Raw genomic sequence first — 14,574 nt, 5'->3', positions numbered from 1 at the left:
GGCTCGTTGGCCGGCAAAATCGCGCCCGCCCTAGCTCAAATCCGGGGTGCGGTCAAACAAACGCCGATGTTCCTTGAGCGCGTAGGTGTCGGTCATCCCTGCCAGGAAATCGGCCACGCTGCGCGCCTTGATGCGGTCCTCGGCCCGGTCCAGCCCCTCGCGCCAGCCGTCGGGCATGGCGCGCGGATCGGCGAAATAGACGTCGAACAGGTCCCTGACGATCTGCTCGGCGCCGGCGCGCACCCGCATCACCTCCTTGTGCCGATAGAGGTGCTTGTAGAGAAAGGCCTTCAGTTCCTTCTCGGCCGCGGCCATCTCGGTGGAAAAGGTCACCATCGTCTCGCCGGCCGCCCTCACGGCATCAGCACTGCGCGGGCCGACACGCTCCAGATTGGCTTTCGCGGAAACGATGACATCCTCGACCATGGCGGTGATCTGCCGCCGCATCAGTTCGTGGCCGGTGCGCACGCCATCGAGCGCCGGATAGCGTTGGCGCACGCCCCGCAGGATCGCTCCCGGCAGCGAGACGTCCTCCAGCATGTCGAGCGTCAGCAGCCCTGCCCGCAAGCCGTCGTCGATGTCATGCGTATTGTAGGCGATATCGTCGGCGATGGCGGCGCACTGCGCCTCGATGCCGGCGAAGTGGTCGAGCTCGAGATCCTGCAGCTCCGAATAATCGCGGATTGCCTGTGGCACCGGCCCCTTCAGGCCCTTGCCGCTGCTGTCCGTCAGCGGGCCATTGTGCTTGACCAGGCCTTCCAGTGTCTCCCAGCTGAGGTTCAGCCCGTCGAATTCGGCGTAGCGCGCCTCCAGCCGCGTCACGATGCGCAGCGACTGAGCGTTGTGATCAAAACCGCCCCAGGCCGCCATCTTGTCGTTCAGCGCGTCCTCGCCGGTGTGGCCGAAGGGCGTGTGGCCGAAATCATGCACCAGCGCCACCGCCTCTGCCAGATCCTCGTCGCCGCGCAACGCCCGCGCCAGAGCACGCGCGATCTGGGCCACCTCGATCGAATGGGTCAGCCTTGTGCGGTAATGGTCGCCTTCATGGGCGATGAAGACCTGGGTCTTGTGCTTGAGCCGCCGGAACGCCGTCGAATGGATGATGCGGTCGCGGTCGCGCTGGAACGGCGTGCGGGTCGGGCTTTCGACCTCATCGAACAGCCGGCCGCGCGAGCGCGCCGGATCCGTGGCATAGGCCGCGCGCGGCCGGTAGCCGAATCCGATGTCGCCCAACTCGTTGGTCATGGTCGATGCCGCAGGTTGACTGGTCTAGTTGACTTGGCCGCTTGCGCTTCATACCTATCATGTGAAACCGAAAGCAAGGTGACGCCCATGGGCGCGGATGCCAAGACTGCCATGAAAGTTGATATGACCGAGGCTGCCGCCAAGCGGATCGCCAGGATTGTCTCCAACGAGGCCGGCAAGACGGCGTTGCGCGTTTCCGTCGAGGGCGGCGGCTGCTCCGGCTTTTCCTACAAGTTCGATCTGGTCGATACGCGCAACGACGATGACGTTGCGATCGAGAAGGATGGCGCCACGGTGCTGATCGACGATTTGTCGCTCGTCTATATGGGCGGGTCGGTGATCGACTTCGTCGACGATTTGATGGGCCAGTCATTCCAGATCCGCAATCCGAACGCGGTCGCCTCCTGCGGCTGCGGCACCAGTTTCTCCATCTAGCGGCATGCCTGCCGTTGGCGCGGTCCGTCAGGTCGCGCTGTCGGCCGGGCGCGATCTTGATTCGACGCTCGCCTTCTGGCGCGATGTGCTCGGCCTGAATGTGCACGCGCGCTTCGACCCACCGGGCATCGCCTTCATCATGGCAGGCAGCGTGCGGCTGCTGTTTACCGACGGCATACCCGCGGGCACGGTCTATCTCGACATAACGGGCCTCGAAGCCTTCCACGGCGGGGCGAAGGCAGCGGGTGTCCCCTTCACCGCGCCGCCGACGCTCGTGCATCGCGATACCGAGGGCCAGTTCGGTCCGGCGGGGGAAAGCGAGTGGATGGCCTTCCTAAAGGACCCGGCAGGCAATACGATCGGCCTGGTCGAGCGCCATCCAGCGCAAGGCCCCTCTGAATAAGCACCGAGAGCGTCATGAAAATCGTCACCTGGAACATCAACGGCGTTCGCGCCCGCATCGGCAACCTCACCCATTGGTTGACCGAAAGCGCGCCCGACATCGTTTGCCTGCAGGAGATCAAGACGGTCGACGAGCAGTTCCCGCGCGCCGAGATCGAGGCGCTTGGCTACAATGTCGAAACTCATGGTCAGAAGGGTTTCAACGGCGTGGCGCTGCTGTCGAAGCTGCGCTTTGACGAAGTCATCAGAGGGCTGCCGGGTGACGACACCGACGAGCAGGCGCGCTTCATCGAAGGGGTATTCTCGACCGACAAGGGCGCGCTTCGCGTCGCCTCGCTCTATCTGCCGAACGGCAATCCGATCGATGACGAGAAGAAATTTCCCTACAAGCTATCCTGGATGGCCCGGCTGGAACGCTGGGCCGAAGAACGGCTGAGGCTGGAAGAGGCGCTGGTGCTGGCCGGTGACTATAACGTCATTCCCGAGCCGATCGATGCGCGCTTCCCGGAGAACTGGCTGGGCGACGCGCTGTTCCAGCCGCAGACGCGGCAGGCCTTCCGGCGGCTGCTTAATCTCGGCTTCACCGAAGCGGTGCGCGCGGTGACCGATGCGCCCGACACCTACACCTTCTGGGACTATCAGGCCGGCGCCTGGCAGAAGAACAACGGCATCCGCATCGACCATCTGCTGCTATCGCCGGAAGCCGCCAACCGATTCTCGTCGGCCTCGATCGAAAAGCATGTGCGCGCCTGGGAAAAGCCGTCCGATCACGTGCCGGTGGCGATCGATCTCGCGCTGCAGCCAGCCTGACCGGCCCCTTCCGCCGTCGAATCGCCCCGGCTTTGTTTCGCCACAACGACGTTGTATCGCCACAAATCAGGCGCATGATGGAAGATCATCATGGCGGTCGGGGTTCCCATGACTATTCGATTTGTTGTTTGTCCGATCGGCGTGGCATTGGCCACGGTCGTCATGCTGCCGGCTCTCGCCGCCCCGGAATGTCTCGCCAATGGAAAATCCTATCCGGTCGGTCAGGTCGCCTGCCTGACGGTTGCCAACCAGAGCCATATGGCGCGCTGCGACATGGTGCTCAACAACACATCCTGGACCAAGGTCGGCGACAGCTGCCCCGAAAACAAGATGGCGCCGCACCTGAATGTCACGCCGATCTCGACGCCTGCGCCAAGCATGGTGCCGACGGAACCGACCGAAAACTGATTTGGCCCATTAGCCGATCTCCCCCCTCGTGGGGGAGATGTCCGGCAGGACAGAGGGGGGCGCCGTAAAGCGCCAGCCTCAAACAGCGACCGAGCATCGACAATGCCTCACACGCCTCTGCCTCCAAACCATCGTGCAAACGCTAGGTCGATGCGCAAAGTGATGACCGACGCCGAATTGAAGCTCTGGAACGAGCTTCGCGCGCATCGGTTGATGGGGCTTAGCTTCCGGCGGCAATTTCCGATCGCAGGCTACATTGTCGACTTTGCTTGTCCAGGGAAGAAACTGGCCATCGAAGTTGATGGCTCCCAACACGCGGAAGGTGATGCTGTCGTAAGTGACGAAGCAAGGACGCTGCGCCTAGAGCAGGATGGTTGGACTGTCCTGCGCTTCTGGAACGACGACGTCATCCGTGACATCGACAATGTCTGCCAACATATTGTAATCGTGGCCGGTGTTGCGGGTACGTCAGACTAACAGCAAGGCTGGCGGGACAGCGCCCCCCTCTGTCCTGTCGGACATCTCCCCCACTTGGGGGGAGATTGGCTGTCGCGACCGTTTTCGCCAATCTCCAACGTTGCAAGAAAACGCGCCGGCTACCAAGCTGCCAATCTCCCGGTCCAAACATCCTCTTGTAGGGGAGATCGGCAGACGCCTTACTGGTCTGCGTTGGTGGTGCCCTTGGTAAGGATGTCATCCGCCAGTGAAATCGCCGTGCGGCGATCAGCTTCACCGGCGGCGGCGAAAGCCTCTTCCTGCATGCCTCGGATCCAGGGTTGGTCGGCCGGCGACGCGCGTTCGAGCGCCGCGGTCATCATCGCCAGCCCGCGAACGATCTTGCCGCTCTGGAACAGGAGATGGCCGAGCGTCGCCTGCGCGCCGGCATGGCCCTTCTCAGCGGCGAGCTGGAACCAGCGCCCGGCCTGCTTGACGCTGGCCTTCACGCCGCCCTCGCCTTTCAGGAACATCTGCCCCATCTCGAACTGGGCGTTCGGGTTGCGGTAGTTGGCGGCGGCGCGCATGTAATATTCCTGGGCCGCCACCTCGTTCTCGGTGACCGGACTGCCGGGAATGCCCTTGCGCAGGTAGTCGCCAAGCGCCACCAGCGCGTCGGAGACATAGCTTTCTTCCGGCGAGCCGGGCTCGACATCCTGGTCGACGATTTCCGAGAAGAACTTGAACGCCTCATAGTCGTCGCGGGCCACGCCATCGCCCTCGGCATACATGCGCGCAAGCTTCCAAGTGGCGCCGATCTGGCCGTTTTCGGCGGCGTATTTATAAGCCTCGGCGGCCTGTTCCTTGTGGCCGTTCTTGTAGGCGGAGAAGCCGAACTGAAACACCGCCCAGGGACTGGACTGCGGCTTCACGCCGGTCTTGTCGTCGAACACCTTGTCGTCGAAGGCCAAGGCCTGGCCCACGGCGCCAAAGATCGCAACAGCGACCAGTGCCGGAAGGACAGACGACCTCAACAACTCTGGTGTTGACCTCAACAACTCAGATATCCGCATAACAGTGTGTTTCTTTCGCACCGCCCGGATGGGTGACCGCGCCATCCCGGGCAGACCCGACCGTCTGTGCGTATTTCCATATCGCGCCCGACTGGTAGTCGGTCGTGCGCGCCTTCCATGTCTTTGCCCGCGCCGCCAATTCGGCGTCGGTCAGCGCCACTTCGATCGTACCGTTCACGGCATCGATCGAGATCACGTCGCCATCCCGTATCAGACCGATCGGACCGCCAACCGCCGCTTCCGGCCCGACATGGCCGATGCAGAAGCCGCGCGTCGCGCCCGAGAAGCGGCCGTCGGTGATCAGCGCCACCTTGCCGCCCATGCCCTGGCCGTAGAGCGCCGCCGTCGTCGACAGCATCTCGCGCATGCCCGGGCCGCCGCGCGGTCCTTCGTAGCGGATGACGAGAACCTCGCCTTCCCTGTAGTTGCGATGCGTCACCGCCTCGAAACATTCCTCTTCCGAACCGAAGCAGCGCGCCGGGCCGGAGAATTTCAACTCCGCCATGCCCGCGACCTTCACGATCGCGCCTTCGGGGGCAAGGTTTCCCTTCAACCCCACGACACCGCCGGTTTGGGTAATTGGTCTGTTGGCCGGGCGGACCACATCCTGGTGTTCATTCCAGGCAACGTGCTCCATATTTTCGGCCAAAGTACGGCCAGTGACCGTCAGGCAATCGCCATGCAGATAGCCGTGGTCGAGCAGCGTCTTCATCAACAGCGGAATGCCGCCGGCCTCGAACATGTCCTTGGCGACATATTTTCCGCCGGGCTTGAGATCGGCGATGTAAGGCGTCTTCTCGAAGATTTTCGCCACGTCGAACAGATCGAACTTGATGCCCGCCTCATGCGCGATCGCCGGCAGATGCAATGCTGCGTTGGTCGAGCCGCCGGTGGCCGAAACCACGGTCGCCGCATTCTCCAGCGCCTTCAGCGTGACGATGTCGCGCGGCCGGATGTTCTTGGCGATCAGCTCCATGATCTTTTCGCCCGAGGCGAAATTGAAACGGTCGCGCATTTCGTAAGGGGCCGGCGCGCCGCAGGAATAGGGCAGCGCCAAGCCGATCGCCTCGGCGACGGTAGCCATGGTGTTGGCGGTGAACTGGGCGCCGCAGGAGCCGGCCGAGGGACAGGCGGCCTGCTCGATCTCGAGCAGTTCGGCATCACCGATCGTGCCGACCGAATGCTGGCCCACCGCCTCGAACACATCCTGCACGGTGATCTGTCGGCCGCGATAGCTGCCGGGCAGGATCGAACCGCCATAGATGAAGATCGACGGCACGTTGAGCCGCACCATGGCCATCATCATGGCTGGCAGCGACTTGTCGCAGCCGGCGAGGCCGACCAGTGCATCATAGCAATGGCCGCGCATGGTGAGTTCGACCGAATCGGCGATGACCTCGCGCGACACCAGCGACGACTTCATGCCCTGATGGCCCATGGCAATGCCGTCGGTGACGGTGATGGTGCAGAATTCGCGCGGCGTGCCATTGGCGGCCGCCACACCCTTCTTGACCACTTGCGCCTGGCGCATCAGCGAGATGTTGCAAGGGGCGGCTTCGTTCCAGCACGAGGCTACGCCGACCAGCGGCTGCGCGATCTCGGCGGCGGAAAGCCCCATGGCATAGAGATAGGACCGGTGCGGCGCGCGCGCCGGACCGATAGTCACATGGCGGCTAGGGAGCTTAGCCTTTGAAATGACCTTGGCGTCCATTCTCATCCTTGCCGCGGGCGGTGCGGCCTGCCTCATCGCCGGGCCTTTTGGCACGTGTCCCGAGACAGGTTCGAGGTGCGCCGGGTTTATGGCGGGAAATAGGCAATTTCCCCGGCCTGACTTTTAGCGCAGGGGTTGTTCAGAAAGTGTTGCCAAAACGTCACAATCGCACGAGGCGGCCATGGTGCGGTTTATGTGCAACGGAGCTTGGACAGCGGCGTCACCAATAATGCCCGCCCAAACGAAAAAGGCCAGGCAATGCCCGGCCTTTTGCCAGTATTTTCATAAGTTTAGAACTTGATCTTGAGGCCGCCTGAAATCGCGGAGACCAGATCGTTACCGAAGTCGTAGCTGACGTCCGTACCGGCCTGAAATCCGTTCTCGCCGTTCACCACCCCCGAGTGGCCGCTGGTCAGCACGCCGATCGCCCCGGCCAGGCGCAATTCGATGTTGGGCTTGGGGGTGTAGGCGACGCCGCCACCTATCGTCCAGGTATCGGTCTGGTCGCCATAGCCGTGCGAGGTCCCGCGGTCCCATGAAATCTGGGCCGCGCCGCTCCACTGCTCGTTGAATTGGTGGCCGATGCCGCCAGTGACTGTCCAGCCGTCACGATACATCAGATCCAGCGAGGTCACGGCCGCAGCGGAACCCGTAACGCACAAAGAAGCCGGAACCCCCTGCGGGCAGATCGGGATGCTTTGCAGCAGGCTCCAGTTAACCCACTTGATTGAACCGAAAGCGAGCCAGCCAGGCGCGATGCCCGATTGCAATTTCAGTTCCAGCGAATCCGGCATCGACTGCGTTGCGCCATATATATCGCCGACAATATTCAAGGTGCCCGAGATGTTGTCGAGCTTCACCTGCGAATTGTAGACGAGGCTGGCGCGCAGCGCGATATCAGGAATTTCGTATGCGAGGCCAACGCGCCAGCCCCAGCCGCTGCTGCTCAGGTCGACACGGCCGATTGTGGTGCCCAAGGCCGGGTTCGCATAGCTCTCCTTGAAGCCGTAGACTTCCTGGTAGAAAACGCCGCCGATGAAGCGAAGCTGTCCCTTGCCGACATCCATCTTGTAGGAGCACGTGCCAGCATAGTTGTTGCTTTTGATCTGGGTGTTGATGGTGGAATAGGAGCCGTTCCAGATACCAGGATTTGAACTCGCACCCCATGGCTGCGAATAGTCAAGCATGCAGTCAACGCCATGGCCAACCGTTGCCTTGACGCCTACATACGGCACCCAGTAGCCCTCGGCGTTGCGGGCGGTACTCTTGCCCGTCAGCCCGCCACCGGATGTGTCCGTCGCGTTCTTGAGATCGCGCTGCGGCATGACATAGGTTCCGCTGGCGTCCGAAGCGAAGGGGGCCGGATCGAACAACAGGTCGATGTCGTAGCCGCCGCGCTCAAGGCCGCCAGCATGCGCCGTGTCCATCACCGTGCCTATCAAGGCAAGCGAAAAGCACCCCGCCCCCAGCAGCGCTTTCAGACGCAGATTGAACATGAATCTCCTCCCCGGATTCGAGTACAACCAAGCAAGACTGCTTTGCATGGCTAACGCAACACCGATTTCAAGAGGTGTACACGTACGCTTTCCGGCGAATGCATTTTTCATCACGGTGTCGGTGACATGAACCGGGTAAAATCACCGGTTTCGGAGGCGTATCTAAAAAAAAGACGAGGAAAATCAGCCAAAATCTTCCAAGAATGAAGCCCTGGCGGCCGATTTGGGAGCTGTTACATTACGGCAACATCGCGCCAAAAAAGCTTCCGTTTACGTCAAGATCACCTTAGTTAAGCAACTGCTTTCGGAGCGACGGCGCAACCGAAAAAGAAAAAGGCCGGGCAATGCCCGGCCTTTCTCCAGAGATCAAATTCGTTACCACTTGATGCTGTAGCCAGCCGACAGCGCATAGCCCCAATCACCGTCCACGGAACGGTTGAAACCGTTTCGCGGGTCGGGACTGCCAGGAACATAACTGTTGTTGTACTGGGTCTCGGAAACGGAGGCCAGATATATTGCCGCTACACCGAAGCGCAATTCGCCACCCAGCTTATCCTTCATCGAAACACCCGTGCCGATGGTATAGCTGTCGCCGGTCAGGTCCCAACCGGTGCTGACGCCACGGTCATAGGTTGCAAAGACAGTCCCCGAGAATTGATCGTTAAACTTGTGACCGATGCCGCCGGTGACCGTCCAACCGTCGCGCCAGAAATACAGATTGCCGCTGTTCAGCGCCAACGCCGGCACGTTCAGCATCAGCGTTTCCGTAACGGACCAATCCATCCACTTCACGCTACCGTAGGCTAGCCAGCCCGGAGCGATACCGGTTTGAGCCTTGAACTCGACCGATTGGGGAAAATTGGCTTGTCCCGTTGCTCCGCCAGGAAGATCCGCCCCCTGAAAACTTGCCCCGCCGGAGGCATTGATATCGACGCCGGAACGGTACATCAATTGCGTGCGCAGCGCGATTTCCGGGATTTCGTACGCAATGCCGGCACGCCAACCGAAATTGCTGTCATGCAGGTCGACACCAAGGACCGGTATGTTTGTACCCAAAGGAGCACCGGCAACGAGATTGTAATCGGTGACTTCGTTATAGACGCCGCCAATAAGCCAGATACGCCCTTTGCTGAGATCGAACTTCAACCCGCAAGTCGCACCATATTCGTACATGGTGAAGTCTTCATCCAGCTTACCGAGCGTGCCACTCGAACGAGACCAAGTCGCGCTGCCGCCGTACGACTGCGTGAGAGTGCCGGCACAGGAGAGACTGTCCGTCAGCTTGAATTTAACGGCAGCCGATGGAATGGCGTAACTGTCTGAGTAGTTCTCCCCGACCAGATAGGGGTTCATCGGGTTCACCGAATATTTTCTAGTGGGCGCGACATAGGTCACGCTGGTGCGCATATTGAAGTTGCCATCCTCGAAAAGAATATCGGTATCGGCGGTGCCGCGCGAAAAACCGCTGGCATGCGCCGAACCCATCAAAGCCAGCGAAAAGCACCCCGCCCCCAGTAGCGCCTTCAGTCGCAGAATGGTCATGAATCTCCTCCCCGAATTCGAGTGCATCAAGCTAGAACCAATTCAGGTTAACGGCGCAACAACGAATTGTCGGGGCGTACACGTACACGCTCGCCGAACGCATTTTCGACAAAATGCAGATAGGCGCCGCAAGGCCGAAAAACGGATCGAGGCGTGCTTGTCCGACCAGGAAATAACGAAAACTCGCCCCAAAAGGCTCAAAAACAGCCACTTTTAAGGGGGTTATGGCCCCATTGTTACATTATGGCAACAATAGGGCTTAAAGTTTCCGTTTACGTCAAAATTAACGTAGCGGAACGCCTGTTTTCGAGGCAGCTGACGCATGGGCACTCGCCCTCATGTCGTGCGCGAATCTGTCCTTCAACCAGCGTCGCGAACCCTGGTCAAAGCCACCGAAAGCTTGTCCTGCGCGTCGCGGTATTCGGCGAGCTTTTCGCGCTCGGCCTCGACGATCTCGGCCGGCGCGCTGGCAACGAACCGTTCGTTGGACAGCTTCTTGTGCAGGCGCGCGATTTCCTCGGTGACCTTGGCCAGCTCCTTCTGCAGCCGCGCGGCCTCGGCGGCGAGATCGATCAAGCTGCCAAGCGGCAAGCAGATCGTCGCCTCGTTGAGCACGATCTGCGCCGCGCCCTTGGGCGCTGCATCGGCGAGCGAGATGTCACCGACGCGCGCCAACCGCTTGATCGCCGAGTCCTCGCGAACCAGCCGCTCACGCGTGAGATCGTTGGCGCCGACCACGACGAGTGGTGCTATCGCCGCCGGCGGCACATTCATTTCCGAGCGCACCGAGCGGATGCCGGAGACGAGGTCGACCAGCCAATTGATGTCGGCGGCGGCATCCGCGTCCTCGAAATCCGGCGCCGGCCAGGCGGCGTGGCAAAGCAGCGACTCGCGCTCCTTGCCCTCGCCCGCCGTCTGCGCCCACAGCTCTTCCGTCATGAACGGCATCATCGGATGCAGAAGCTTGTAGATCTCGTCGAGCACGAAGGCGACGCAGGAGCGGCTTTCGGCCTTGGCCGCCTCGTCCGAGCCCATGAACACCGGTTTCAGCAGCTCGAGATACCAGTCGCAGAACAGGTTCCAGACGAAGCGGTAGGCCGCCCCGGCCGCTTCATTGAAGCGGTATGAGGTGATGCCGTCCGTGACCTCGCGCGCCGCGCGTGTCAGTTCGGTCAGGATCCAGCGATTGACCGCCAGCTTGGCATCGTTCAGCCAGAAATCGTCATTGCGGGCGACTTCGTTCATCTCGGCGAAGCGCGTCGCGTTCCACAGCTTGGTGCCGAAATTGCGATAGCCGGCGATGCGCGCCGGGTCGAGCTTCACGTCACGCCCCTGTGCCGCCATCACCGCCAGGGTGAAACGCAGCGCGTCGGCGCCGTACTCGTCGATGAGGTCGAGCGGGTCGATGACGTTGCCTTTCGACTTCGACATCTTGGCCCCGTTCTTGTCGCGAACCAGCGCGTGCACATAGACGGTATGGAACGGCTCCTCGTCCATGAAGTGCAGGCCCATCATCATCATGCGGGCAACCCAGAAGAAGATGATGTCGAAGCCGGTCACCAGCACGTCGGTCTGGTAATAGGTCTTCAGTTCAGGCGTCTGGTCCGGCCAGCCCAAAGTTGAGAACGGCCAAAGCGCCGAAGAAAACCAGGTATCGAGCACGTCCTCGTCGCGGGTCAGGATCTCGCCGGGCTTGAAGTTTTCCAGCTTGTCCTCGACCCAGGCCTTCCACGGGCCTTCAAGCGCCAGATAATATTCGATCGCCGCACTCAGCGCCTCTTCCTCCGACTTCTCGACGAAGACGCGTCCGTCCGGCCCGTACCAGGCCGGGATCTGGTGACCCCACCACAGCTGGCGCGAAATGCACCAGGGCTGAATGTTCTCCATCCAGTCGAAATAGGTTTTTTCCCAGTTTTTCGGCACGAAGTTGGTGCGGCCCTCGCGCACCGAGGCTATCGCCGGCTTGGCGAGTTCCGCCGCGTTGGCATACCACTGCTCGGTCAGGAACGGTTCGATCGGCACGCCGCCGCGGTCGCCATGCGGCACGGCATGGCGATGCGGCTCGACCTTGTCGAGGAAGCCGCCGGCTTCCATCAGCTCGACGATCTTCTTGCGCGCGACGAAACGGTCCAGCCCGTCGAGCTCGCCCCAGACAGCCTGGCGTTCCGGCGTCACCTCGAGGCCGGCGAGGAAGTCCTCATTGTCCTTCAACGTGATGGCGGCTTCGACGGTCAGGATGTTTATCGCCGGCAATTTGTGGCGCTTGCCGACCTCGAAGTCGTTGAAATCATGCGCCGGCGTGATCTTGACCGCGCCCGAACCCTTTTCGGGATCGGAATACTCGTCCGCCACGACAGGGATCTTCCTGCCGACGATCGGCAGCACCACGTTCTTGCCGACCAGATGCCGGAAGCGCTCGTCATCTGGGTGAACCGCGACCGCAGTGTCGCCCAGCATCGTCTCGGGGCGCGTGGTGGCCACGATGATGAAGGTCTTGGGATCTTCCGGGTCGAATGCCGCGCCCTCGATCGGATAGCGGAAATGCCAGAGATTGCCGTTAACCTCCTGCTGCTCGACCTCTAGATCGGAAATAGCGGTCAGCAGCTTCGGATCCCAGTTCACAAGGCGCTTGTCCTTGTAGATCAGCCCTTCCTTGTAGAGGGTGACGAAGACTTCAAGCACGGCCTTGGACAGGCCCTCGTCCATGGTGAAGCGCTCTCTGCTCCAGTCGGCCGAGGCACCGAGCCGCTTCAATTGGTTGAAGATCGCGCCGCCGGATTCGGCCTTCCACTCCCACACTTTGTCAATGAACTGTTCGCGTGTGAGATCGCGGCGGTGGATTTGCTTCTCCATCAGCTGGCGCTCGACCACCATCTGCGTGGCGATACCGGCATGGTCCATGCCCGGCTGCCACAGCACGTTCTTGCCGCGCATGCGCTCGAAGCGGATCAATATGTCCTGCAGCGTGTTGTTCAGCGCATGGCCCATATGCAGCGAGCCGGTGACGTTCGGCGGCGGGATGACGATGGTAAAGGCTTCGGCCCCCTCCTCGGCGCCGGCGCCAGCGCGAAACGCGTCGGCCTCTTCCCACACTTTGGCGATCTTCGGCTCGACGGTCTTTGCGTCGTAGGTCTTTTCAAGCATGGGAAAATGGTCCGCGCTGTCGGGATTTTTGCTGGTTCGGTGTAAATCGGAAGGTCTTGGCCAAGTCAACCGCAAGGGCCGCTTCGGTTCATGAGAAGCAGATAGGCGCGGCGGTGTTCATTTCAACGGGAGCCATGCCGCGCGGCGCACGCGCCTTGACCCGCGGCCGTCCCGGCAATACCTTGTAGATGCTGCTGTAGGGCGCATCGGCTTCCGGCCGGAGGGGCATTGCCCGCCTATGCCACCTTAACCCCGCAATGCGCCCATGCCGACACTCGAACATCACAAGAAACAGGCCAAGCTCTATCTCAAATGGCACCGCGAACGGTATTATCCCGTCGCCGCCGTGATTGGATGGCTCTTGCCGCGTTTTCGCCATTTCAGCGACAGCCAAATCCTCGATCACGACTTCAAGCTGGCCGATGCCCAGGAACTCGTCGCCAGGAAGTCAGGTTTCGAGAGCTGGCAGGCGCTGAAGGAAGGCCTTCAAACCGTGACCGATCATGCAGCAACAGACGCCGTAAAGCCGTATCTCGCCTTTGCCGAGCCACAGCTCTTTGTCCGCGACATCGCAGCGGCCTGTAATTTCTACCGGCAAAAGCTCGGCTTCGAGACGCGCTTCACCTATGGCGAACCGCCCTTCTACGCCCAAATCATCCGCGATGGCGCACGGCTCAACCTGCGCCATGTCGACAAGCCTCCACTCGCCGCCAGTTCGACCGATGACCTCCTGGCGGCGACGATCGTTGTCGACAACATCAAGGCTCTGTTTCTGGAGTACCAGGCGGCCACGGCCCCGTTCCACCAGACATTGCGGACCGAACCCTGGGGCGCCCGCACGTTCATCGTCAGGGATCCTGACGGCAACCTGATCTGCTTCGCGACCAGCGCGGGCTGACCTGATCGACAAAAACGCCGCCTCATGGGCGGCGTTTCGAGAGTGATCGTTGGAGGAGACTACTGCGCGCCGCGCGCGACGCGCTCGATTTCTTCGCGCACCAGGCGCTCGACCAGCGTCGGCAGATTGTTGTCCAGCCAGTCCTGCAGCATCGGCCGCAGCATCTCCTCGGCCATCTCGTCGAACGTTTTCTTGCTGCGGCTGGCAAAGGCATCGGACAGCTCGCCAAAGGCCGCGGCGACCTGCCGGCCCGTATGTTCGGAAAGAATTGCCGGACGAGCCGAAGGCGCTTCATTTGCCGCAGCATATGCCTGGGCGGTGCCGGCCGAAGCGTCGCTCGAAGAAGGCCGTCCGAACGCACCCTCCACCACCGGTTCGCTCGCCGGGGCCTCGGGCTGGGCAACCGGCTTGCGGATGCTCCTGTCCGGCATCGCCTTCGCCTGCTCTCCAACCGCGGCGATCTCGCGCCGCCAATCTGCAACGATGGTATCGCTTGTCGCGCTGGCCTCTGGGGCCGGTGGCGCGTCGATCCTGGCGGCAGGCGCCGGCTCGGCGACCCTGGCACTGACCTCTGCAAGTGTCATCGACGGCCTGACCAGCACAGGATCGGCGCGCGTCTGCGATTCCATGCGCGCGATCACCGGCTCGGGCGACGGCGCTTGGACTTCCGCCAGCGCGACCGGCTTCCTGACCTCGGGGGCAGCATTGAGTTCGGCGCGAAACGCATCGACGTCCGCCGCCGGAGCTTCGCTCGGCGAAGGCTCCAGATCCTGCCGCAACTCATCGGCCTCGCCGGGCTGCTTGCGGCCGTTATCGCTATCCTCGATGATCCTCCTGATGGAAGCCAGTATCTCTTCCATGGAGGGTTCGCGCTGTGCGCTGCTTGCCGTTGCCATCGTCACTTCCGCCGCCCTGGTGACCCTGCAGACTTCCACTCCGGCAAAGCCGGATTCGAATCATGGCGACAGCGTAACC

General features: G+C 61.7%; 13 protein-coding genes. 6 read left to right on the top strand and 7 right to left on the bottom strand.

The annotated features are described in order from the left end of the window. Positions 1-30: 30 nt before the first annotated feature. A complete protein-coding gene (locus tag AC07UC_RS19670) occupies positions 31-1,245 on the bottom strand; it encodes a deoxyguanosinetriphosphate triphosphohydrolase (protein ID WP_494907113.1) in 1,215 nt (404 codons plus the stop codon). Between the two features lie 87 nt (positions 1,246-1,332). Here AC07UC_RS19670 and erpA point away from each other — a divergent pair, with 87 nt between their 5' ends. The 5 genes from erpA to AC07UC_RS19645 all read left to right on the top strand — a co-directional run bounded on the left by erpA (position 1,333) and on the right by AC07UC_RS19645 (position 3,777). After that, positions 1,333-1,680, top strand: a complete 348-nt coding sequence (gene erpA / locus AC07UC_RS19665) for an iron-sulfur cluster insertion protein ErpA (RefSeq protein ID WP_013531288.1) — start codon at positions 1,333-1,335, stop codon at positions 1,678-1,680. A 4-nt stretch (positions 1,681-1,684) separates the two neighbouring features. Next, positions 1,685-2,083 (top strand): VOC family protein, encoded by a 399-nt coding sequence (locus AC07UC_RS19660; RefSeq protein ID WP_202321955.1) that lies wholly within the window; start codon positions 1,685-1,687, stop codon positions 2,081-2,083. A gap of 14 nt (positions 2,084-2,097) precedes the next feature. Further along, positions 2,098-2,892 carry an exodeoxyribonuclease III gene (xth, locus tag AC07UC_RS19655; protein ID WP_140773136.1) on the top strand — a complete coding sequence of 265 codons (795 nt, stop codon included), beginning with the start codon at positions 2,098-2,100 and terminating at the stop codon, positions 2,890-2,892. A 90-nt stretch (positions 2,893-2,982) separates the two neighbouring features. After that, positions 2,983-3,300 (top strand): hypothetical protein, encoded by a 318-nt coding sequence (locus AC07UC_RS19650; RefSeq protein ID WP_494907111.1) that lies wholly within the window; start codon positions 2,983-2,985, stop codon positions 3,298-3,300. Between the two features lie 102 nt (positions 3,301-3,402). Then, entirely contained in the window at positions 3,403-3,777 is a 375-nt protein-coding gene (locus tag AC07UC_RS19645; protein WP_494907110.1) for an endonuclease domain-containing protein, read from the top strand. A gap of 179 nt (positions 3,778-3,956) precedes the next feature. Here AC07UC_RS19645 and AC07UC_RS19640 read toward each other — a convergent pair whose 3' ends face one another. The 5 genes from AC07UC_RS19640 to AC07UC_RS19620 form a co-directional block, all read right to left on the bottom strand. Beyond that, positions 3,957-4,808 carry a tetratricopeptide repeat protein gene (locus AC07UC_RS19640; RefSeq protein ID WP_202321951.1) on the bottom strand — a complete coding sequence of 284 codons (852 nt, stop codon included), beginning with the start codon at positions 4,806-4,808 and terminating at the stop codon, positions 3,957-3,959. Further along, positions 4,795-6,519 (bottom strand): dihydroxy-acid dehydratase, encoded by a 1,725-nt coding sequence (ilvD, locus tag AC07UC_RS19635; protein WP_494907109.1) that lies wholly within the window; start codon positions 6,517-6,519, stop codon positions 4,795-4,797. The genes AC07UC_RS19640 and ilvD overlap by 14 nt, the downstream gene beginning before the upstream one ends. 290 nt (positions 6,520-6,809) lie before the next feature. Continuing rightward, positions 6,810-8,015, bottom strand: coding sequence for an outer membrane protein transport protein (locus tag AC07UC_RS19630; RefSeq protein WP_494908964.1), 1,206 nt, complete (start codon positions 8,013-8,015; stop codon positions 6,810-6,812). 375 nt (positions 8,016-8,390) lie between these two features. Next, positions 8,391-9,557, bottom strand: a complete 1,167-nt coding sequence (locus AC07UC_RS19625; RefSeq protein WP_494907108.1) for an outer membrane protein transport protein — start codon at positions 9,555-9,557, stop codon at positions 8,391-8,393. 360 nt (positions 9,558-9,917) lie between these two features. Next, positions 9,918-12,701, bottom strand: a complete 2,784-nt coding sequence (locus tag AC07UC_RS19620) for a valine--tRNA ligase (RefSeq protein ID WP_494907107.1) — start codon at positions 12,699-12,701, stop codon at positions 9,918-9,920. Between the two features lie 265 nt (positions 12,702-12,966). Between AC07UC_RS19620 and AC07UC_RS19615 the strand changes: the two genes are divergently transcribed. Further along, the gene (locus AC07UC_RS19615) at positions 12,967-13,599 is read left to right on the top strand and encodes a bleomycin resistance protein (RefSeq protein WP_494907106.1); all 633 of its coding nucleotides are present in this window, start codon (positions 12,967-12,969) and stop codon (positions 13,597-13,599) included. A 59-nt stretch (positions 13,600-13,658) separates the two neighbouring features. On the opposite strand, the gene AC07UC_RS19610 is transcribed toward AC07UC_RS19615, so the two are convergent. Then, positions 13,659-14,495: a PopZ family protein gene (locus AC07UC_RS19610; protein WP_140773124.1), complete on the bottom strand. Its 837-nt coding sequence runs from the start codon at positions 14,493-14,495 to the stop codon at positions 13,659-13,661. Positions 14,496-14,574 lie beyond the last annotated feature (79 nt).

The organism is Mesorhizobium sp. GW821-FHT04C10 (assembly GCF_059420305.1).
Note: the sequence above shows the minus strand (reverse complement) of the source record. Positions and strands in the feature narration are given on the sequence as shown.

What these genes read in the sequence shown, in the direction of transcription:
- AC07UC_RS19670 (WP_494907113.1), bottom strand. Translation starts at nt 1,245, where the DNA reads ATGACCAACGAGTTGGGCGACATCGGATTCGGCTACCGGCCGCGCGCG.
- erpA (WP_013531288.1), top strand. Translation starts at nt 1,333, where the DNA reads ATGGGCGCGGATGCCAAGACTGCCATGAAAGTTGATATGACCGAGGCT.
- AC07UC_RS19660 (WP_202321955.1), top strand. Translation starts at nt 1,685, where the DNA reads ATGCCTGCCGTTGGCGCGGTCCGTCAGGTCGCGCTGTCGGCCGGGCGC.
- xth (WP_140773136.1), top strand. Translation starts at nt 2,098, where the DNA reads ATGAAAATCGTCACCTGGAACATCAACGGCGTTCGCGCCCGCATCGGC.
- AC07UC_RS19650 (WP_494907111.1), top strand. Translation starts at nt 2,983, where the DNA reads ATGGCGGTCGGGGTTCCCATGACTATTCGATTTGTTGTTTGTCCGATC.
- AC07UC_RS19645 (WP_494907110.1), top strand. Translation starts at nt 3,403, where the DNA reads ATGCCTCACACGCCTCTGCCTCCAAACCATCGTGCAAACGCTAGGTCG.
- AC07UC_RS19640 (WP_202321951.1), bottom strand. Translation starts at nt 4,808, where the DNA reads ATGCGGATATCTGAGTTGTTGAGGTCAACACCAGAGTTGTTGAGGTCG.
- ilvD (WP_494907109.1), bottom strand. Translation starts at nt 6,519, where the DNA reads ATGGACGCCAAGGTCATTTCAAAGGCTAAGCTCCCTAGCCGCCATGTG.
- AC07UC_RS19630 (WP_494908964.1), bottom strand. Translation starts at nt 8,015, where the DNA reads ATGTTCAATCTGCGTCTGAAAGCGCTGCTGGGGGCGGGGTGCTTTTCG.
- AC07UC_RS19625 (WP_494907108.1), bottom strand. Translation starts at nt 9,557, where the DNA reads ATGACCATTCTGCGACTGAAGGCGCTACTGGGGGCGGGGTGCTTTTCG.
- AC07UC_RS19620 (WP_494907107.1), bottom strand. Translation starts at nt 12,701, where the DNA reads ATGCTTGAAAAGACCTACGACGCAAAGACCGTCGAGCCGAAGATCGCC.
- AC07UC_RS19615 (WP_494907106.1), top strand. Translation starts at nt 12,967, where the DNA reads ATGCCGACACTCGAACATCACAAGAAACAGGCCAAGCTCTATCTCAAA.
- AC07UC_RS19610 (WP_140773124.1), bottom strand. Translation starts at nt 14,495, where the DNA reads ATGGCAACGGCAAGCAGCGCACAGCGCGAACCCTCCATGGAAGAGATA.